The following is a 19,309-nucleotide window of genomic DNA, read 5'->3' as shown; positions in this document are numbered from 1 at the left end:
TGGCGTATAGTACGCCCCTCTGGCGCGGGGTGGAGCAGTTGGCAGCTCGTCGGGCTCATAACCCGAAGGTCGCAGGTTCAAGTCCTGCCTCCGCAACCAAGACCGCTATTCTACTAAAAAGCCCGCCTCTTATCAGGCGGGCTTTTCTGTTTTTTACCTCCGCCTGCCGCCTTTCTTGCGCCTTTCTTGCACCTTTCCCGCGCCGTCTTGCGCCGTCTTGCGCGCGGGCGCACGTTCGCCACCGTCGCCCGCCCGGCATGGTGGCGGAGGTGGTCCGCGCGGCCCCGCCCGGCAGCCCCCGGCACCCCGCCAGCCCTTGCCCCACAAGGCTTTCGATGTGCCGCACGCAGAAGTGATACTCTTTTGAGCGATGCCTACCAGGAGATCACCGTGAGCCGCAAAACCCCCATCGAGCGCTACCGGAACATCGGTATCAGCGCGCACATCGACGCCGGCAAGACCACCACCACCGAGCGCATCCTCTTCTACACCGGGGTCAATCACAAGATCGGTGAAGTGCACGACGGCGCCGCCACGATGGACTGGATGGAGCAGGAGCAGGAACGCGGCATCACCATCACCTCGGCCGCCACCACCGCCTTCTGGAAGGGCATGGCCGGCAACTATCCCGAGCACCGCATCAACATCATCGACACGCCGGGCCACGTGGACTTCACCATCGAGGTGGAGCGCTCGATGCGCGTGCTCGACGGCGCCTGCATGGTCTACGACGCGGTCGGCGGCGTGCAGCCGCAGTCCGAGACGGTCTGGCGCCAGGCCAACAAGTACAAGGTGCCGCGCATCGCCTTCGTCAACAAGATGGACCGCGTGGGCGCGGACTTCTTCCGCGTGCGCGCGCAGATCGCCGAGCGCCTCAAGGGCACCCCGGTGCCGGTGCAGATCCCGATCGGCGCCGAGGATAGCTTCCAGGGCGTGATCGACCTCGTCAAGATGAAGGCCACGGTGTGGGACGACACCAGCCAGGGCCTGCATTTCGAGTACCGCGAGGTGCCCGCCGAGCTGCTGGGCCTGGCCACCGAGTGGCGCGAGAAGATGGTCGAGGCTGCGGCGGAAGCCAGCGACGAACTGCTGCACAAATACCTCGGCGGCGAGGCCCTGAGCGAGGAAGAGATCAAGGCGGCGCTGCGCCGGCGCACCATCGCCAACGAGATCGTGCCGATGCTGTGCGGCAGCGCCTTCAAGAACAAGGGCGTGCAGACGCTGCTCGACGCCGTCATCGACTACCTGCCGTCGCCGATCGACGTGCCCGCCATCCTCGGCCACACCCCGGACGACAAGGAAGCCGAGCGCCATCCGAGCGACGACGAGCCGTTCTCCGCGCTGGCCTTCAAGATCATGACCGATCCCTTCGTCGGCCAGTTGATCTTCTTCCGCGTCTATTCCGGCGTGGTGAACTCCGGCGACACGGTCTACAACCCGGTCAAGGACAAGAAGGAGCGCCTCGGCCGCATCCTGCAGATGCACGCCAACGTACGCAGCGAGATCAAGGAAGTGCGCGCCGGCGACATCGCCGCCGCGGTCGGCCTCAAGGAGGCGACCACCGGCGACACGCTGTGCGATCCGGCCAACGTCATCATCCTCGAGCGCATGAGCTTCCCCGAGCCGGTGATCTCGCAGGCGGTCGAGCCCAAGACCAAGGCCGACCAGGAAAAGATGGGCCTGGCGCTGAACCGGCTGGCGCAGGAAGACCCGTCGTTCCGCGTGCATACCGACGAGGAATCGGGCCAGACCATCATCTCCGGCATGGGCGAGCTGCACCTGGAAATCCTGGTCGACCGCATGAAGCGCGAGTTCAACGTGGAGGCCTCGGTCGGCAAGCCGCAGGTGGCCTACCGCGAGACCATCAAGCAGGCCGCCAAGGACGTCGAGGGCAAGTTCGTCAAGCAGTCCGGCGGGCGCGGCCAGTACGGCCACGTGGTGATCGACCTCGAGCCGCAGCCGGCCGGCAAGGGCTACGAGTTCGTCGACGCGATCAAGGGCGGCGTGGTGCCGCGCGAATTCATCCCGGCGGTGGACAAGGGCATCCGCGAGACGCTGGAGACCGGCGTGCTGGCCGGCTATCCGGTGGTGGACGTCAAGGCCACGCTGGTGTTCGGCTCGTACCACGACGTCGACTCGAACGAAAACGCCTTCCGCATGGCCGGCTCGATGGCGTTCAAGGAAGGCATGCGCCGCGCCAGGCCGATCCTGCTCGAGCCGATGATGGCGGTGGAAGTGGAGACGCCCGAGGAGTTCACCGGCAACGTGATGGGCGACCTGTCCTCGCGGCGCGGCATCGTGCACGGCATGGAGGACATCGCCGGCGGCGGCGGCAAGCTGGTGCGTGCCGAGGTGCCGCTGGCCACCATGTTCGGCTACTCGACCTCGCTGCGCTCGCTGACCCAGGGGCGCGCCACCTACACGATGGAATTCAAGCATTACACGGAAGCGCCGGCGAGCGTGGCGGAGGCCGTCATCAACAGCCGGCAGACGCGCTAGCGTGCCCTGAGCGGCAGGGCGAAGGCGCCGCGCGGCCGGCACGTGCCGCGCGGCGCCGCTTCGACTCGAAAGGAGAGTGCGATGGCCGAGCAGCTATATCCCCATTTGCCTGCCGATGAGCAGCACGAGGTCCAGGTCCTGTGCGAGCGGCTGGGCTTCGCGCCCGGCGATTTCGAGATCACGCAGGAACAGGCCGACGCGGGCCAGCCGCGCCGGCTCGGCGTGCGTCGGCTGTCGACCAGCGCGCAGAGCGCCTACGAGGCGGCCCCGGGGCTGGCGTGGATAGAAGAACTGGAAAGCGACCTGGAGTGCGGGCTGTACGGGCAGCCGTCGCGCAGCGCTTCGGCATAGCGCCGCGCGCAAGCCGCAAGAGAAAACAAAAGGCCGGCGGCCGTCATGCCGGCCTTTTGCTTTTCCGGCGCCCGCCGCTTCCGTTGCTTCCGCCGCTTCAGGCGCCCGAGCGCTGCAGCCGCATCGACACCGAGAAGCGCTCCGCCGGATGGACCGAGACCGACACCTCGAATGCCTCGCCGGCCTTGTCGAGATAGCGGCGCACGATCTTCAGGGCGGCGGCGCCGACGTCGAGCCGCAGCGCGCGCGCCAGGGCCGCGTCGGTCACGGTGCAGGCGCGCACGTCCTGGTGGATCTCGGCGATCTGGCGGCCGTAGCGGGTCTCGATCAGGGCGCTGATCAGCGTGTCGGGGGACGCGCGCACCAGTTCGCCGATCTCCCCGTAGGCCGGGTCCACGTAGACGTCGGTCCAGCCGATCGGCGCGCCGGCGGCGTCGCCGGTCATGCGCAGGCTGGACACGCGCAGCCAGCGGCTGCCGCTCGCGCAGCCCAGTTCCTTCGCCAGCGCGCCGGTCACTGTCACCTCGCCGGTCGACTGCACCACGCGCAGGTGTTCCTCGCCGAACTGCACGAGGTCGTCGACCGAGGCCAGCGACGGCCGGAAGACGGTCTTCGGCCTAGCCGCCTCGACGCGCGTGCCGACGTTCTTGCGCCGGGACACGAGGCCGAGCTGCTGCACCTCCTGCAAGGCGGCGCGGATCGTGTGGCGGCTGGTCCGGTATTGCTCGCACAGCTCGAACTCGGTCGGCAGCAGCGAGCCGACGGCGAAGCGGCCGCTGGTGATGCCTTCGATCAGCTGGCGCGCGATTTCCGCGTAATTAGGCTTGGTCATGCAAAGGCACTGGATTCTGACTAAGGGTTAACGCTTGGTTGAGGGGAATGTCCGGACATATTACACTATGCATATGTCCGGACATATATGTCCGATTGTGTTGCGGTTCTTCCGCTGCTCTTTCGCGTTTCTTCCGCGCTTCCGTCATTTCCACTCGCTCATCGGGCCCCATGCTAACTTCCTCCCTTCCGGCGGCAAGCACCGTCGTTGATTCCATCCTGTTCCGCGACGCGTTCGGCACGCAGAAGATGCGGCAGGTATTTTCCGACGGCGCGCTGATCCAGCGCTACATCGACGTCGAGGTGGCGCTGGCGCGGGCCGAGGCGCGCGCGGGCGTGATTCCCGCCGATGCGGCCGAGGTGATCGCGCGCGAGTCGCGGATCGAGCGCATCGACTTCGACCACATGCGCGAGGAAACCGACATCGTCGGCTACCCGATCCTGCCGCTGGTGCACCAGATGGTGGCCATGTGCGGCGAGGCCGGGCGCTACGTGCACTGGGGCGCCACCACCCAGGACATCATGGACACCGCGGTCGCGCTGCAGGTGCGCGACGCGCTCGACAGCATCGACGCGGACGTGCGCGAACTGCGCGGCGTGCTCGCCGCGCTGGCGCAGAAGCACCGCGACACGCCGATGGCCGGCCGCACCCACCTCCAGCAGGCGCTGCCGGTGACGTTCGGCTACAAGGTGGCGATCTGGCTGGCGATGTTCGACCGCCACCAGCAGCGCATCGCCGAGCTGCGCCCGCGCGTGGCCGTGGTCGAGTTCGCCGGCGCCGCCGGCACGCTCGCCTCGCTCGGCGACAAGGGCTTCGAGGTGCAGAAGGCGCTGGCCGAGGAACTCGGCCTCGGCGTGCCCGCCACCACCTGGCACGTGGCGCGCGACGGCTTTGCCGAAGCGGTCAACCTGCTGGCCCTGGTGACCGGCTCGCTGGGCAAGATCGCGCTCGACATCATGATCATGGCCTCGACCGAGTTCGCCGAGGTCTACGAGCCGTTCGTCAAGGGCCGCGGCGCCAGCAGCACCATGCCGCAGAAGCGCAACCCGATCTCCAGCGAGCTGATGCTCGCCGCCTCCAAGGCGGTGCGCCAGCATGCCGGCCTGATGGTGGATGCGATGGTGCAGGACTTCGAGCGTGCCACCGGCCCGTGGCACGCCGAGTGGATCGCCATTCCCGAGAGCTTCATCCTCACCTCGGGCGCGCTGTACCAGGCCAAGTTCGCGCTCGGCGGCCTGATCGTCGACGAGGCGCGCATGAAGCACAACCTGGGCATCTCGCGCGGCCTGATCGTGGCCGAGGCGGTGATGATGGGCATGGCGCCGTACATCGGCCGCCAGCAGGCGCACGACGTGGTCTACGACGCCTGCCGCACCGTCAACGAGCACGGCGGCACGCTGGCCGAGGCGCTGGCCGCGCTGCCCGCGGTCACGGCGCATTTCGACCGCGCCGCCATCGAGCGCATGACCGACCCCGCCAACTACCTGGGCCTCGCGCCGCAGATGGTGGACCGCGCCGTGGCGCTGTCGGCGCAGGCCGGGGTCTGAGATAGCGGTGGAGGAAGACATCATGCACAACGAATCCACCGGCGCCGCCACGACGGCGCCCCCGAAGCCGCTGCCCTGGTACCGCAAGCTCGGCATGCAGGTGCTGCTGGCGCTGATACTCGGCATCGCGGTCGGCTTTGCCTTTCCGAAGCTCGCGCCGCAGCTCAAGCTGCTGGGCGACATGTTCCTGTCGCTGATCAAGGCCGGCGTGGCGCCGCTGGTGTTCCTCACCATCGTGCACGGCATCGCCTCGGCCGGCGACGTGCGCAGCGCCGGGCGCGTGGGCTGGCGCTCGATCGTCTATTTCGAGGTGATCTCCACCATCGCGCTCATCTTCGGCCTGTTCGCCGGCAACCTGCTGCAGACCGGCAAGGGCATGACCGCCGCCGCCGGCGCGGCGCCGGTGGCCGTGGCCAAGGCGGCCGCGCCGCAGGGCTTGCTGGAGTTCCTGCTCCACATCGTGCCGGACAACTTCGTCGGCGCCTTCGCCAAGGGCGAGCTGCTGCAGGTGGTGGTGCTCGCGGTGATGGTCGGCATCGGCATCCTGGCGATCCCGGAGTCGCGCCGCGCCAAGGTCAACGACGGCCTCGAGACCATCTCCGAGGTGCTGTTCTCCTTCATCAACCTGGTGATGAAGCTCGCGCCGATCGGCACGTTCGGCGCGGTGGCCTACTCGGTGGGCAGCAACGGCGCCGCCGTGCTGGTCGCGCTGGCGCAGCTGGTGCTGAGCTTCTACGCGGTGGTGGTGCTGTTCATCGCCGTGGTGATGGGGCTGGCGGCCCGGCTGGCGGGCTTCAGCCTGTGGCGCTTCCTGCGCTACATCAAGGACGAGATCCTGATCGTGCTCGGCACGGCGTCGTCCGAGAGCGCGCTGCCGCGCCTGCTGATCAAGCTGCAGCGCCTGGGCTGCGCCAAGCAGACGGTCGGGCTGGTGCTGCCCACGGGCTATGCGTTCAACCTCGACGGCACCTCCATCTTCATGGCGATGGGCGTGATGTTCATCTCGCATGCCTACGGCGTGCCGCTCACGCTGGACCACCAGATCGGCATCCTGCTGCTGATGCTGCTGACCTCGAAGGGCGCGGCGACGGTGTCGGGCGGCTCGTTCGTGGTGTTCGCCGCGACCGTGACCTCCACCGGGCTGCTGCCGGTGGAAGGGCTGGCCGTGATCTTCGGCGTCTACCGCTTCCTGTCGATGGCCATCTCCACCTGCAACACCATCGGCAACGGCGTGGCGACGGTGGTGGTGGCGAAGTGGTCGGGCACGTTCGACGCCAAGGTGGCCGAGCCGTACTTCTATCCCGAGCGCTATCCCGGCTTCGCCGCCGACGCCGCGGCGGTCGAGGTCGATCCGCATGGCGCGCTGCCCAAGGCGCCCACGCTCTGACCTGCGCGCAGGTCCACCACGCGGCCCGGCGGTGTCCGCCGTCTTCCCGAGCGGGGAGCGGCCGGCGCCGCCGGGCCGCTCCCACCGGATTGAAACCAAGTGAACACCATGACGGCTACCCGCGTCGAGCATGACGCCTTCGGCCCGGTCGAGATTCCCGCCGACCGCTACTGGGGCGCGCAGACGCAGCGCGCGCTCGGCGTCTTCGAGGTCGGCGACGAGCGCTTCCCGGCCTGCCTGGTCCGCACCTTCGGCCTGCACAAGATGGCGGCGGCGCGCGCCAACGTGCGCTGCGCCGCGCTCGATCCCGCGCTGGCGCAAAGCATCGAGGCCGCCGCGGCGGAACTGCGCGCCGGCCGCTTCGACGCGCATTTCCCGCTGACCATCTGGCAGACCGGCTCGGGCACCCAGACCAACATGAACGCCAACGAGGTCATCGCCAACCGCGCCAACGAGCTGCTCGGCCAGCCGCTCGGCACCAAGTCGCCGGTGCATCCGAACGACCACGTGAACGCCTCGCAGTCCTCCAACGACAGCTTCCCGACCGTGATGCAGATGGCCGCGGCGCTGGAAGTGCGCGAGCGCCTGCAGCCGGCGCTGGCGCTGCTGCGCGATACGCTGCAGGCGCGCGCGCGCGCCTTCGCGGGCGTGCTCAAGGTGGCGCGCACGCACCTGATGGACGCCGTGCCGATGACGATGGCGCAGGCCTTCGAGAGCTTCGCCACGCAGGCCGCCGGCGGCCTCGCGCGGATCGACAGCGTGTTCCCGCGCCTGCTGGTGCTGCCGCAGGGCGGCACCGCGGCCGGCACCGGCCTCAACGCGCCGCGCGGCTTCGACCAGGCCTTCTGCGAAGAAGCCGGCCAGCTCGCGGGCCTGGCGTTCAGCCCCAGCCCCTGCAAGGTCGAGGGCATGGCCGCGCACGACACGCTGGTCGAGCTCTCGGGCGTGCTCAACGTCATCGCCACCTCGCTGGCCAAGATCGCCAACGACCTGCGCTGGCTGGGGTCGGGGCCGCGCTGCGGCCTGGGCGAGCTGGTCATCCCGGACGACGGCCTGACCTCGTCGATCATGCCCGGCAAGCGCAACCCGACCATCGCGGAAGTGGCCGTTCAGGCCGCCATGCAGGTCATGGGCAACCACGTCACCGTCACCCTGGCGGGCGCGTCCGGTAACTTCGAGCTCAACGTCGCCAAGCCGGTGCTGATCCACAACGTGCTGCAGTCGATCCGCGTGCTGTCCGACAGCATGCAGGTGCTGGCGCGCAAGCTGGTGGCGGGGCTGGACGTGAACCGCGAGCGGCTGGCGGCGAACGTGGACGGCGCGCTGCTGGCCGTGACCGCGCTCAACCCGGTGATCGGCTACGACCGCGCCGCGCGCATCACGCGCACCGCGCTCGAGCGCGGCATCACGCCGCGCGCGGCGGCGCTCGAGCTGGGGCTGCTGAGCGGGGAGGAGTACGACCGCCTGGTCGATCCCGCCAGGATGGCGCGCGGACTGGCCTAGCGCGCGCAGGCCCGGGCCGGCGCGGTTCAGGTCGCCGCGGCGGCGGCCGGCGGCATGCGCCGCTGCAGCACCGTGGTGTAGCTGAAGCGGTCCGCCGGCTGGATGCTGATGGAGACTTCCATCAGCGTGTGCGACTGGTCGTAGTACTGGCGCACGAACTCCAGCGCATGGGCGCCGGGCTCCGTGCCGAGCTTGACCGCCAGCGCCTCCGGCACGCCCACGGCCCTGGCCGTCTGCCGGATCTCCATCACCACGCTGCCGGTCACGTCGCTGATGAGGTCGCAGATCAGCTCCTGCGTATGGCGCAGCTGGCGGCGGATCTTGCCGCCGTCGGCCGCGCGCACGTACACGTGGAACCATGCCACCGGACAGGCGTGCGTGAGCGGGTCGACGCGCGCCGCCTGCACCTCCATCCAGTGCGTGCCGGGCGCGCAGCCCAGGCGCGCGGCCATTTCCACGTCCACCACGATGTTCTTGATGCTGTGGATCACGCGCTGGGTGTTGGCACTGTACTGCAGCAGCTCGTCGACGGTGGAGATGGTCGGCGCGTAGCCGGTGGCCGGCGGCGCCGAGGCCTCGACGCGCGTGCCGGCGCGCTTGCGGCGCGAGATGAGCCCGAGCGCCTGGACCTGGTCGAGCGCCGCGCGCACCGTGCCCCGGCCGACGCCGTACTTCTGTGCGAGCTCGAGCTCGCCGGGCAGACAGCTTCCCACGGGATAGGCGCCTGAGGCGATGTCGTTCAACAACATCTCCGTCAGCTCGACGTAACGCGGCTTCGTAACGCTCACGGCTTGGTCCGGACCAGGTAAATGACGAGCGGATTATATCGCCGCACCCGGCGCCCGCCGCGAAGCCGTCCGGCGCGATGCCGCCGTTCACCTGTTCCGGGCTCCGCTCCTGCATCCGCCCCCGCATCCGCCACCCCATGCCATGTCCTCACTCGAGCTTGATGTTGGCGTCCTTGACCACCTTGGACCAGCGCGCCATTTCCTGCTTGATGTAGTCCATGAACGCCGGCGGCGTGGACGGCGCGGGGATGTAGCCGAGGTCGCCCACGGTCTTGCGGAACTGCGCGTCGGCCAGCGTGTCGGCCACCGCCTTGTTCAGCACCGCCACCACGCTGTCGGGCGTGCCGGCCGGCGCGAGCAGGCCATACCATCCCTGCACCTCGTAGCCCTTGAGGCCGCCTTCCTGCACGGTCGGCGTGCCGGGCGTCAGCGGCAGGCGCGTGGCGCTGGTGACGGCCAGCGCGCGCAGCCTGCCGGCCTGCGCCTGGTTCAGGCTGTCCGGGCCGGCGAACACGGCGTTGACCTCGCCGCCCATCGCCGCGGCGATGGAGGGGCCGCCGCCCTTGTACGGCACGTGCAGCAGCTTCACGCCGGCCATGTTCGAGAACAGCTCCAGCGCCAGGTGGCTGGTGTTGCCGTTGCCCGCCGACCCGACCGAGACCGCGCCCGGATGCTCCTTGGCGTATTGGATGAACTCGGGGATGGTCTTGGGCCCGAACTTCGGGTTGGTGTAGAGCACCAGCGGCAGCTTGGCCACCATCGACACCGGCTTGAAGTCCTTCACCGAGTCGTATGGCAGGTTGGGATAGAGGCTCGGGTTGATCGCGTGCGCGGCCAGCACCATCACCAGCGTGTAGCCGTCCGGCGTGGCACGCGCCACGTACTGCGTGGCGATCGCGCCGCTGGCGCCGGCCTTGTACTGCACCACCACCGGCACGCCCAGGTATTTCTGCAGGCCGGCCGACAGCGGCCGCGCCACCACGTCGGCGGTGCCGCCGGGCGGGTAGGGAATGATCAGTTCGACGGGGCGGTCGGGAAAGGCCGCCGCGCTAGCGGCGGTGGCGGCGAACAGCAGTGCGGCGCCGAGCAGGCGGGTGATCTTGGTATGCATTTGTCTCTCTCCGTAGGTATCGGTGTTCAGATCAGGGTCAGGTCGTCCGGGAATGTGAGCGGCGCTTCGGTGGCGGCCTGGAGCTCGTCCCTGGACACGCCCGCGGCCAGGGCCCGCACCACGAAGCCGCGCTGCGGGTCGACGTCGATGATCGCCATGTCGGTGTACACGGTGTCGACCGCGCCCTTGCCGGTGAGCGGGAAGGTGCAGTGGCGCAGCAGGCGGGGCTTGCCGTCGCGCGTGGTGTGCTCCATCACCACGATGACCTTGCGCGCGCCGGCCACCAGGTCCATCGCGCCGCCGATGCCGGGCACCGCGTCCGTGTCGTCGGTGGCCCAGCTGGCGATGTCGCCCTCGCTCGACACCTGGAAGGCGCCGAGGATGGTGGCGTCGAGGTGCCCGCCGCGCATCATGGAAAACGACAGCGACTGGTCGCAGATGGACGCGCCCGGAATCAGCTGCACGTGCGCCTTGCTGGCATTGATGAGGTCTTCGTCGCCGGGGTCGCCGGGGGTGACGTCCTCGATGCCGAGGATGCCGTTCTCGCTGTGGAGCACGATTTCCTTCTTCGGGTCGAGGTGGCGCGCCACCAGCGTGGGCATGCCCAGGCCGATGTTGACGTAGCTGCCGGGCCGGATGTCGGCGGCGACCAGTTGCGCGACGCGGTCGCGGCTGAGTTTCTTGCTGTCGCTCATGGTGTCGCTCATTGCTTGCCGTCCTTGCGCACGACCTTGCTGACGAAGATGCCCGGCGTGACCACCGTCTCGGGCGGCATGAAGCCGAGCGGGAGGATGTCGTCGACCTGGGCGATGGCGGTTCTGGCGGCGGTGCACATCACCGGGCCGAAGCCGCGCGCGGCCAGGCGGTAGGTGAGGTTGCCCCAGCGGTCGCCGTGATACGCCTTGACCAGCGCGAAGTCGGCGTGCAGCGGTTCCTCGAGCACGTAGCCGCGCCCGTTGTAGACGCATTGCGGCTTGCCCTCGGCCAGCGGCGTGCCGTAGCCGGTCGGCGTGTAGAACGGGCCGAGCCCGGCGCCGGCCGCGCGCATGCGCTCGATCAGCGTGCCCTGCGGCACCAGCTCGAGCGCGATCTTCTTGTTCTTGTACAGGTCCCGGAAGATGTCGGCGCCCGACGACTTGGGATAGGTGCAGATCATCTTGCGCACGCGCCCGGCGGCCAGCAGCGCGGCCAGGCCGGTGGTGCCGGTGCCGGCGTTGTTGCTGATGATGGTCAGGTCGGTGGCGCCGTGCTCGATCAGCGCGTGCAGCAGCTCGCGCGGCAGGCCCGAATCGCCGAACCCGGTCACCATCACCGAGGCGCCATCGCCGATGCCCGACACGGCGTCGAGCAGGCTGGGCGAAATCTTGTTGATCATGGATGTCTCTTCCTTGGCGACGGGCGCCGGCGCCCGTCGGTTCTTGCGTCGATGTTTTCCCTGGGCCGCCTCACAGCGCGGCCGCGGTGCCGAGGATCGCGGTCGACTGGCTCGACAGCGTGGCGCCGTTGCCGTGCACCAGCGCGATCTCGGCCTTCTGCTGCCGCTCGCCGGCCTCGCCGCGCAGCTGGCGCACGGCCTCGATGACGAGGAACACGCCGTACATGCCCGGATGCCCGAACGACAGGCCGCCGCCGTTGGTGTTGACCGGCAGCGTTCCGCCCGGCGCGATCGCGCCGCCGCTGACGAAATTCCCGCCTTCGCCCTTGGGGCAGAAGCCGAGGTCCTCGAGGAACAGGATGGTGTTGATGGTGAAGGCGTCGTACAGGCACAGCAGGTCGACGTCGTCCTTGGTCACGCCCGCCATGCGGTAGGCGCGCCGGCCCGATTCGGTCGCGGCCGTCACGGTCAGGTCGTGCATCGAGGAGATCTGGCGGTGCCACAGCGCCGAGGCATTGCCGAGCACGTAGGCCGGCGGCTTCGGCGTGTCGCGGGCGCGGTCGCTGCGCACCAGCACGAAGGCGCCGGCGCCGTCGGTCAGCAGGCAGCAGTCGCGCACGGTCAGCGGGTCGCAGATCATGCGCGAGGCCAGCACGTCCTCGACCGAGAGCGGGTCGCGCGAATAGGCCTCGGGATTCAGCCGCGCCCATGCGCGCGCGGCGACCGCCACTTCCGCCAGTTGTTCGCGCGTGGTGCCGAACTCGGCCATGTGGCGCGCCGCGGCCAGCGCGTAGGCGCTGATCGGCTGCATCGGCTGGTACGGCGTTTCATAAGGCTGCGGGTCCAGCACCTGCCGCATCTTGCCGACCGCCGCGCGGTCCACCGCGCCGCTGCGCTGCGTGCTGCCGTAGCAGACCAGCACGGCGTTGCATTCGCCGGCGGCCAGCGCGTGCATGGCCGGCAGCAGGTGGGCGACGAAGCTCGAGCCGCCGAGCATGGTGCTGTCGACGAAGGCCGGGCGGATGCCGAGGTATTCGGCCACCGGCATGGCCCACATGGTGGCCGACGCGCTGCACGTGCACAGGCCGTCGATGTCCGCCATCGTCATCCCGGCATCGGCCACCGCGCGCGCGGCGGCCTGCGCCAGGATCTCCATTTCCGTATAGCCGCGGGCGCTGCCCAGGCCCGCCTGTCCGACGCCGACGATGGCCGTGGCGCCGCGCAATGCCGACGCGCTCATGCCGTGCCCTCCGCCAGCGTGAAGACCAGGAGATGCGTCTCGCCTTCGGGGCGCACGCGCGCGCGCACGCGGTCGCCGATCCGGGCGGCGGCCGGGTCCGGCGATTCGATCTGGCTCATCATGCGGAATCCTTCGTCGAGATCGACCAGGCACAGGTTGCGGTCGCCGCCGGCTTCGGCCGGGCGGCGCATGACGGTGGTCGAATGGACCGTGCCGCCGCCGGACGGCGCGATCCATTCGAATTCGCCGGCGCCGCAGTTCAGGCAGTGCATGCGCGGGTAGAACACCACGGCGCCGCAGCCGCGGCATTTCGGCACGCGCCACTCGCCGCCGTCGAGGTAGCGGAAATAGGTCTGCTCGGGTCCGGCCGCGGGCGGCGCGCCGTCCTTCGTCACTGGCTTTGACATGATCGTCCTGTGTGCGAAGCGGGAATTCAGATGGGGTCCCAGCACACGACGTCGGGCGAGCGCTCGAGGTCGTAGAAGCTGGTGCGCATGGCGGGGATGGCGACCTCGGCGATGGTCTGCGGCGTCCAGCCGTCGCTGCGGTGCACCGAGCGGATCGGGCGCGGCTGGCTGAACAGCAGGATCTCGTTGGCGCGCACGCCGAAGATCTGCCCGGTCACGGCGCTGGCCGCGTCGCTGGCGAGGTACACGGCCATCGGCGCGATCTTGCCGGCTTCCATGCGCTTGAGCTTGTCGACGCGCGCGGCTTCTTCCGGCGTGTTGGCCGGGATGGAGTCCGTCATGCGGCTCCAGGCGAACGGCGCGATGCAGTTCGAGCGCACGCCGTACTTCTGCATGTCCAGTGCGATCGACTTCGACAGCGCCACGATGCCCAGCTTGGCGGCGGCATAGTTGGCCTGGCCGAAGTTGCCGATCAGCCCCGAGGTCGACGTCATGTGGACGTAGGCGCCGCCGTTCTGCGCCCTGAAGTGTGGCGCCGCGGCGCGGCTGACGAAGAAGCTGCCATGCAGGTGCACGTCGATCACGGCGCGCCATTCTTCCTCGCTCATGTTGTGGAAGAAGCGGTCGCGCAGATTGCCCGCGTTGTTGATGACGGCATCGATGCGGCCATGGGTGTCGAGCGCGCACGCGATCACGTTGGCCGCGCCTTGCCAGGTCGTCACGCTGTCGGCGTTGGGCGTGGCCGTGCCGCCGGCCTGCGCGATCTCCTCGGCCAGGCGCCCGGCCGCGCTGCTGTCGCCGCCCTGTCCGGACAGGGACACGCCGACATCGTTCACGACCACCTTCGCGCCGGCCTGCGCCAGCGCCAGCGCGATGCCGCGGCCAATGCCGCCGCTCGCGCCCGTCAATACGACAACCTTGTCTTCCATTCTCAGCCTCGGTGTGCGGCGGCGTTCTGCGCGCCGGCTTGTTTATGTTCGAACATATTGTGTATGCTGAACATATTGATGTCAAGCCTACGCCGCCGCCGGCGGAGATGGCGGGCGTGGCGCCGCGCTGGCGCGCAGGAAGCGAGGAAAGCTGGATGCGCGAACGCGCAGGGTGACGGCGGGAGAGGGGAGGTGTGAGTCGACGAACAGGCTGGCAGGCGTGCCGGCAAGAGATGGCGTCCGCGCAAGGGAACGCGGCAGGCAGGAGGTAACGCGGGGGAGGGGTGGCACGCGCGATGGCACGCGGGGCGGCGGTGCTTGCCGTGCGCCCGGTGCCAGAGCGAATCCAAAAGCAAAAAAGCCCGCAATTGCTTGCGGGCTTTTCTACGATACTTTTGGCTCCCCGAGCTGGGCTCGAACCAGCGACCTGCGGATTAACAGTCCGTCGCTCTACCAACTGAGCTATCAGGGAACAGCAGAGAAAAGGATTATAACCAGTTTCTCGTTTATTCGTCAACACCTGCGCGGTAGTTCTTACCGCCGGTGCCGCGAAACTTCTGGTTCCGCCTGAACGATCCCGATGCGCCGGCCGGTGCTGCTGGCCGTGTGCCGTCGGTGTTCGATGGCGAGGGCCACATTATAGGCAATGTTTTTGATTCCTGCCATAAAAAAACCGCCCGGAAGGGCGGTTTTTTTGTTCCCGTCCGCTTCACCGGACGGTGACCATCGCCGTTCAGTCGAACACGGGCGAATCGACGCCCAGGATCTTGTGCAGCTTCGGCGAGGTGGTGGTGTACTGCATGTGGATTTTCTTCTCGGGGAAGATGTAGGGCGCGGCGCCGAAGGCGGCCAGCGCGGCCTCGTGGAAGCCCGAGAGGATCAGCTTCTTCTTGCCGGGGTAGGTGTTGATGTCGCCCACCGCGAAGATGCCCGGGATGTTGGTCTCGAACTTCTCGGTGTCCACCTTGATCTGCTTGCGCTCGAGCGCAAGGCCCCACTCGGCGATCGGGCCGAGCTTGGGCGACAGGCCGAAGAACACCAGCAGGTCGTCCAGCGGCAGGCGGCGCGTCACGCCGTCGGCGCCGGTCACCTTGATCTCGGTGAGCAGGCCGTCCCTTTCCTCGTAGCCGCTGATCTGGCCGACCACGAACTGCATCTCCAGCTGCTCGCACAGTTCCTTCATCTTGGCCACCGAGGCGGGCGCCGCGCGGAAGCCGTCGCGGCGGTGGATCATCACCACCGACTCGGCCTTGCCGATCAGGTCCAGCGTCCAGTCGAGCGCGGAGTCGCCGCCGCCGACGATGACCAGGTTGCGGCCGTGGAAGCGGCTCGGATCCTTGACGCGGTAGAACAGCTGCTTGCCCTCGAACCTGTCGATGCCCTCGACCTTGACCGTGCGCGGCTGGAACGAGCCCACGCCGGCGGCGATGAAGATGGTCTTGGTGATGAAGCGCGTGCCGAGCGAGGTCTCGACGAAGAAGCGGCCGTCTTCGCGGCGCTCCACCACCGAGACTTCCTGGCCCAGGTGGAAGGTCGGCTCGAACGGCTCGATCTGCTTGAGCAGGTTGTCGGTGAGCTCCTGGCCGGTGCAGATGGGCACCGCCGGGATGTCGTAGATCGGCTTGTCCGGATACAGCTCCACGCACTGGCCGCCCACCACCTTCAGCGAGTCGATCACGTGCGCCTTGATTTCGAGCAGGCCCAGTTCGAAGACCTGGAAGAGTCCGACCGGTCCGGCGCCGACGATCAGCGCGTCGATTTCCAGCGGCTGGCCGCCGGCGTTGCCGGTGGCCACGCTGAGGCTGGCGTCGGCGACGGGGTTAGGAATGCTCAAGTCCATATTCGTCCTGATACGTTGTGGGCACCGATGTGCCCGGCATGACGGGAAAACGCGTATGTGGGGACGGCTTCCTGGCCTGTTCTGCTCTCTTGATCCGGCGGATCCAGGCGTTCAGCGCTCGAGGTACTGCAGCTTGTCGCCGACGTCCTTCCACTGGTCGGCATCGGGCAGCGGCGACTTGGTCTTGGTGATGGACGGCCAGTTGCGCGCGAGCTCGGCGTTGAGGTCGATGTACTGCTGCTGGTCGCCGGGCACGTCTTCTTCCGCGTAGATCGCGTTCACCGGGCATTCCGCCACGCACACCGCGCAATCGATACACTCGTCCGGGTCGATGGTGAGAAAGTTCGGACCTTCGCGGAAGCAATCGACCGGACACACGTCGACGCAGTCGGTGTATTTGCAGCGGATGCAGGATTCGGTGACAACGTGAGTCATTTCGGTTCCAGAAAAACGGGGTCGGCTTCGATGGGGGGATCAGGCTTGCTGTGCACTGCGAATCACGCCGCCGGGCGGGGCCGGATGGGATGCCCCGCGGGTTCACCATCCGTCCACCATGAGTTCACCGTGCGCGGCGCGAGCGCAGGCCGTGGCCTTTCAAAGACCGATATTGTAGCCGAGGCGCAAACCTAGGGTAATCCTCCTATATAGCCGGATCAGATAGTTTTCTTATTTCTTTATGTACGTTTGATCCAGCGCAGTACCGGCGCGCCCGCGCCGGCGCGCTTTGCTGGCTCCCGGCCCGGCGCCGTTGTATGCTCCCCAGGGCCTGCCCGCGCCGCCGGCGCGCCAAAACGAGGAGAACGCCATGCCAGTTCCCGTCCGCCAGCAGCCCGCCGGCAGCGCCCGGCGCACGCGCGCGGCGGCGCGGCTCGCCGGGCTGGCGCTGCTGCCGGCCCTGGCCGCGCCGGTGACGCACGCGCAGACGCTGGCGCAGGCCGGCGGCCCGTCCGAGAGCGTGGTGGCGCGGCTGATGGCGTGGCGCATGGAGACCGACCGGCCGGTGTCGCTGGCCGCGCTGACCCGCTTCGAATGGGACGACTTCGGCGTGGTGGTCGAGCCCGCCGGCGAGGCCGTGGCCAATTGCGGCCAGGCCGGCTTCATGCCGTGCGATGCCGGCCTGCAGCCGGCGCGCGGCGCGCCGGTCCAGGTGCTGGTGTTCCGCCGCGCGGCCACGCCGGTCTACCACGAGCGCATCACGGTGCGCTCGGCCGTGTTCGCCGAACCGCTGCCGAGCGCCGTGCCGCGCGCGCAGGCCACGCTGATCGGATGCCCCGGCTACAACGGCGAGACGCTGTGGTGCCTGCGCGGCAGCGCGCGCGGCCGCCAGCCGGACCGCTTCCTCGATGGCGGGTGAGCGCGCCCGCCGCCAGCCCTGCGTGCGCGCTTTCGGTTAGCATGTCGCACTGACTTGGCTTTGCCGTCCGGCCTGACATGATCATCTCATCCCTGCTCGACACCGACCTGTACAAATTCACCATGATGCAGGTGGTGCTGCACCATTTCCCGGCGGCGCAGGTCGAGTACCGCTTCAAGTGCCGCAACGCGGGCATGGACCTGACGCCCTACGTGGACGAGATCCGCGACGAGATCGCCCAGTTGTGCCAGGTGCGTTTCACCGAGGACGAGCTCGACTACCTGCGCGGCCTGCGCTTCATCAAGAGCGATTTCGTCGATTTCCTCGGACTGTTCCACCTCAACCAGAAATACGTCACGGTGGCTCCCGCCGCATCGGGCGCGGGCGAGATCGAGATCACCATCCGCGGCCCGTGGCTGCACACCATCCTGTTCGAGGTGCCGCTGCTGGCCATCGTCAACGAGGTGTACTTCCGCAACACGCAGCCGCAGCCGGACTGGCGCGAAGGCCGCCGCCGGCTCGAAGAGAAGCTGGCCCTGCTGAAGATGCCCGGCCACGCCGACTGCGTGATCGCCGACTACGGCTCGCGGCGCCGCTTCTCGCGCGACTGGCAGGAAGAGGTGCTGCAGACCATGCGCCGCGTGCTCGGGCCCCAGCTGGCCGGCACCAGCAACGTGCATTTCGCGCGCATGCACAACCTGATTCCGCTGGGCACGATGGCGCATGAATACCTGCAGGCCTGCCAGGCGCTCGGCCCGCGGCTGCGCGACTCGCAGGTGTTCGCGCTCGAGGTGTGGGCCAAGGAGTACCGCGGCGACCTCGGCATCGCCTTGTCCGATACCTACGGCTTCGACGCCTTCCTGCGCGACTTCGACCTCTATTTCTGCAAGCTGTTCGACGGCGTGCGCCACGATTCCGGCGACCCCTTCGCGTGGGGCGAGCGCATGCTGGCCCACTACGCGGCGGGCCGCGTCGACCCGCTGGGCAAGACGCTGATCTTCAGCGACAGCCTCGACATCCCGCGCGTGATCGAGCTGTACGAGCGCTTCGGCGGGCGCTGCCGGCTGGCCTTCGGCGTGGGCACCAATCTCACCAACGACCTCGGCTACACGCCGCTGCAGATCGTCATCAAGATGACCCGCTGCAACGGGCAGCCGGTGGCCAAGCTGTCGGACACGCCCGAGAAGACCATGTGCGACGATCCCGCCTACCTGACCTACCTGCGGCAGGTATTCGGCATCAAGGCGCCGGCCTGAACCCGGGAACCCGGGCCGCGCCCGGCCTCCAGACATTCCGCATCCACCACCGGACAGCAACGCATGGACACCTCTTCCGCACGCGACCGCATCTTCGCCCGCATCCGCGCCGCCCAGGGCCGCGCCGCCGGAGTCAGCAACGGCGAGCGCGCGGCGGTGGCCGACTATCTCGCGCGCCATCCAGCCGGCCCGCGCCCGCCGGCGCCGGCGGACCGCATCGCCGCGTTCGAGGCGCAGGCGCTCAAGCTGGCCTCCACGGTGGCGCGCGTGGCGACGCTGGCCGACGTACCGGCCGAGGCCGCGCGCTACCTCGACAGCCTGGGCCTGGCGCGCCGCGCCATCGCCTGGGACAGCTTCGGCGCGCTCGACTGGCAGGCGCACGGCCTGGCGGTGGAGTGCCGCCTGCCCGAGCGCGACGCGCAGGCCGACCACGACCACGGCGACCTGGTCGGCATCACCGGCTGCTTCTGCGCCATCGCCGAGACCGGCTCGCTGATGCTGCTGTCCGGGCCGCAGACCTTTGCCTCGGCCGCGCTGCTGCCGGAGACGCATATCGCGGTGGTGCCGGTCTCGCGCATCGTCGACGGCCTCGAGGACGCCTTCGCGCTGGCGCGCGGCGAGCGCGGCGAATTGCCGCGCGCCACCAACGTCATCAGCGGCCCGTCGCGCACCGGCGACATCGAGCAGACCATCGTGCTCGGCGCGCACGGGCCCTACCGCGTGCACGTGATCCTGGTCGAGCAGGACTGAGCGCCGCGCGCCCGGCGCCCGCGCGGGAAAGCCGCAGGAAAGTTCGGCGGAAAGCCGGCGGAAAGCCACGGCGATTGCTTTACACTTGAGGCCTTCGCCGCGCGCCGGCGGCCCGCCGTGCCGGCGCCTTGCCAGCCGGC

General features: G+C 68.9%; 19 protein-coding genes and 2 tRNA genes. 10 read left to right on the top strand and 11 right to left on the bottom strand.

All coding sequences use genetic code 11. The annotated features are described in order from the left end of the window. Positions 1 to 23: 23 nt before the first annotated feature. The 3 genes from ACWTPI_RS13730 to ACWTPI_RS13720 all read left to right on the top strand — a co-directional run bounded on the left by ACWTPI_RS13730 (position 24) and on the right by ACWTPI_RS13720 (position 2,850). A tRNA-Met gene (locus tag ACWTPI_RS13730) sits at positions 24 to 99 on the top strand. A gap of 291 nt (positions 100 to 390) precedes the next feature. After that, positions 391 to 2,499: an elongation factor G gene (gene fusA / locus ACWTPI_RS13725; protein WP_454731903.1), complete on the top strand. Its 2,109-nt coding sequence runs from the start codon at positions 391 to 393 to the stop codon at positions 2,497 to 2,499. Between the two features lie 81 nt (positions 2,500 to 2,580). Next, the gene (locus ACWTPI_RS13720; RefSeq protein ID WP_020206044.1) at positions 2,581 to 2,850 is read left to right on the top strand and encodes a hypothetical protein; all 270 of its coding nucleotides are present in this window, start codon (positions 2,581 to 2,583) and stop codon (positions 2,848 to 2,850) included. A gap of 97 nt (positions 2,851 to 2,947) precedes the next feature. On the opposite strand, the gene ACWTPI_RS13715 is transcribed toward ACWTPI_RS13720, so the two are convergent. Beyond that, entirely contained in the window at positions 2,948 to 3,682 is a 735-nt protein-coding gene (locus tag ACWTPI_RS13715) for a GntR family transcriptional regulator (protein ID WP_020206045.1), read from the bottom strand. 170 nt (positions 3,683 to 3,852) lie between these two features. Here ACWTPI_RS13715 and pcaB point away from each other — a divergent pair, with 170 nt between their 5' ends. From pcaB to ACWTPI_RS13700, 3 genes are all read left to right on the top strand, one after another. Then, a complete protein-coding gene (gene pcaB / locus ACWTPI_RS13710; RefSeq protein WP_454731902.1) occupies positions 3,853 to 5,229 on the top strand; it encodes a 3-carboxy-cis,cis-muconate cycloisomerase in 1,377 nt (458 codons plus the stop codon). Positions 5,230 to 5,251: 22 nt separating this feature from the next. After that, complete coding sequence (locus ACWTPI_RS13705) at positions 5,252 to 6,616, top strand: cation:dicarboxylate symporter family transporter (RefSeq protein WP_155888335.1); 1,365 nt, start codon at positions 5,252 to 5,254, stop codon at positions 6,614 to 6,616. A 108-nt stretch (positions 6,617 to 6,724) separates the two neighbouring features. Next, positions 6,725 to 8,119, top strand: coding sequence for a class II fumarate hydratase (locus ACWTPI_RS13700; protein ID WP_454731901.1), 1,395 nt, complete (start codon positions 6,725 to 6,727; stop codon positions 8,117 to 8,119). A gap of 26 nt (positions 8,120 to 8,145) precedes the next feature. Here ACWTPI_RS13700 and ACWTPI_RS13695 read toward each other — a convergent pair whose 3' ends face one another. From ACWTPI_RS13695 to ACWTPI_RS13665, 7 genes are all read right to left on the bottom strand, one after another. Continuing rightward, positions 8,146 to 8,907: a GntR family transcriptional regulator gene (locus tag ACWTPI_RS13695; protein ID WP_454731900.1), complete on the bottom strand. Its 762-nt coding sequence runs from the start codon at positions 8,905 to 8,907 to the stop codon at positions 8,146 to 8,148. Positions 8,908 to 9,055: 148 nt separating this feature from the next. Next, complete coding sequence (locus ACWTPI_RS13690) at positions 9,056 to 10,018, bottom strand: Bug family tripartite tricarboxylate transporter substrate binding protein (RefSeq protein WP_454731899.1); 963 nt, start codon at positions 10,016 to 10,018, stop codon at positions 9,056 to 9,058. Between the two features lie 26 nt (positions 10,019 to 10,044). Then, the gene (locus tag ACWTPI_RS13685) at positions 10,045 to 10,725 is read right to left on the bottom strand and encodes a 3-oxoacid CoA-transferase subunit B (RefSeq protein ID WP_454731898.1); all 681 of its coding nucleotides are present in this window, start codon (positions 10,723 to 10,725) and stop codon (positions 10,045 to 10,047) included. After that, complete coding sequence (locus ACWTPI_RS13680) at positions 10,722 to 11,393, bottom strand: 3-oxoacid CoA-transferase subunit A (RefSeq protein ID WP_059411361.1); 672 nt, start codon at positions 11,391 to 11,393, stop codon at positions 10,722 to 10,724. The genes ACWTPI_RS13685 and ACWTPI_RS13680 overlap by 4 nt, the downstream gene beginning before the upstream one ends. 70 nt (positions 11,394 to 11,463) lie before the next feature. Further along, entirely contained in the window at positions 11,464 to 12,633 is a 1,170-nt protein-coding gene (locus tag ACWTPI_RS13675) for an acetyl-CoA acetyltransferase (RefSeq protein ID WP_454731897.1), read from the bottom strand. Then, complete coding sequence (locus ACWTPI_RS13670; RefSeq protein WP_454731896.1) at positions 12,630 to 13,040, bottom strand: Zn-ribbon domain-containing OB-fold protein; 411 nt, start codon at positions 13,038 to 13,040, stop codon at positions 12,630 to 12,632. Before ACWTPI_RS13670 ends, ACWTPI_RS13675 begins: the two co-directional genes overlap by 4 nt. Positions 13,041 to 13,066: 26 nt before the next feature. Next, positions 13,067 to 13,969, bottom strand: coding sequence for an SDR family oxidoreductase (locus tag ACWTPI_RS13665; RefSeq protein ID WP_454731895.1), 903 nt, complete (start codon positions 13,967 to 13,969; stop codon positions 13,067 to 13,069). 44 nt (positions 13,970 to 14,013) lie between these two features. Here ACWTPI_RS13665 and ACWTPI_RS13660 point away from each other — a divergent pair, with 44 nt between their 5' ends. Beyond that, on the top strand, positions 14,014 to 14,145 hold the full coding sequence (locus tag ACWTPI_RS13660) for a hypothetical protein (RefSeq protein ID WP_454731894.1): 132 nt from the start codon (positions 14,014 to 14,016) through the stop codon (positions 14,143 to 14,145). A gap of 220 nt (positions 14,146 to 14,365) precedes the next feature. Here the strand turns inward: ACWTPI_RS13660 and ACWTPI_RS13655 are convergent. The 3 genes from ACWTPI_RS13655 to fdxA all read right to left on the bottom strand — a co-directional run bounded on the left by ACWTPI_RS13655 (position 14,366) and on the right by fdxA (position 16,244). After that, a tRNA-Asn gene (locus ACWTPI_RS13655) sits at positions 14,366 to 14,441 on the bottom strand. A gap of 261 nt (positions 14,442 to 14,702) precedes the next feature. Continuing rightward, complete coding sequence (locus ACWTPI_RS13650; protein ID WP_454731893.1) at positions 14,703 to 15,809, bottom strand: NAD(P)/FAD-dependent oxidoreductase; 1,107 nt, start codon at positions 15,807 to 15,809, stop codon at positions 14,703 to 14,705. A 111-nt stretch (positions 15,810 to 15,920) separates the two neighbouring features. After that, entirely contained in the window at positions 15,921 to 16,244 is a 324-nt protein-coding gene (gene fdxA / locus ACWTPI_RS13645) for a ferredoxin FdxA (protein WP_020206055.1), read from the bottom strand. Between the two features lie 370 nt (positions 16,245 to 16,614). On the opposite strand from fdxA, the gene ACWTPI_RS13640 reads away from it, so the two are divergent. From ACWTPI_RS13640 to ACWTPI_RS13630, 3 genes are all read left to right on the top strand, one after another. After that, positions 16,615 to 17,163 carry a hypothetical protein gene (locus ACWTPI_RS13640; RefSeq protein ID WP_454731892.1) on the top strand — a complete coding sequence of 183 codons (549 nt, stop codon included), beginning with the start codon at positions 16,615 to 16,617 and terminating at the stop codon, positions 17,161 to 17,163. A 77-nt stretch (positions 17,164 to 17,240) separates the two neighbouring features. Then, positions 17,241 to 18,419: a nicotinate phosphoribosyltransferase gene (pncB, locus tag ACWTPI_RS13635; protein ID WP_020206057.1), complete on the top strand. Its 1,179-nt coding sequence runs from the start codon at positions 17,241 to 17,243 to the stop codon at positions 18,417 to 18,419. Positions 18,420 to 18,482: 63 nt separating this feature from the next. Next, positions 18,483 to 19,169 carry a LutC/YkgG family protein gene (locus ACWTPI_RS13630; RefSeq protein ID WP_020206058.1) on the top strand — a complete coding sequence of 229 codons (687 nt, stop codon included), beginning with the start codon at positions 18,483 to 18,485 and terminating at the stop codon, positions 19,167 to 19,169. Positions 19,170 to 19,309 lie beyond the last annotated feature (140 nt).

It is taken from the genome of Cupriavidus ulmosensis (assembly GCF_977008105.1).
Note: the sequence above shows the minus strand (reverse complement) of the source record. Positions and strands in the feature narration are given on the sequence as shown.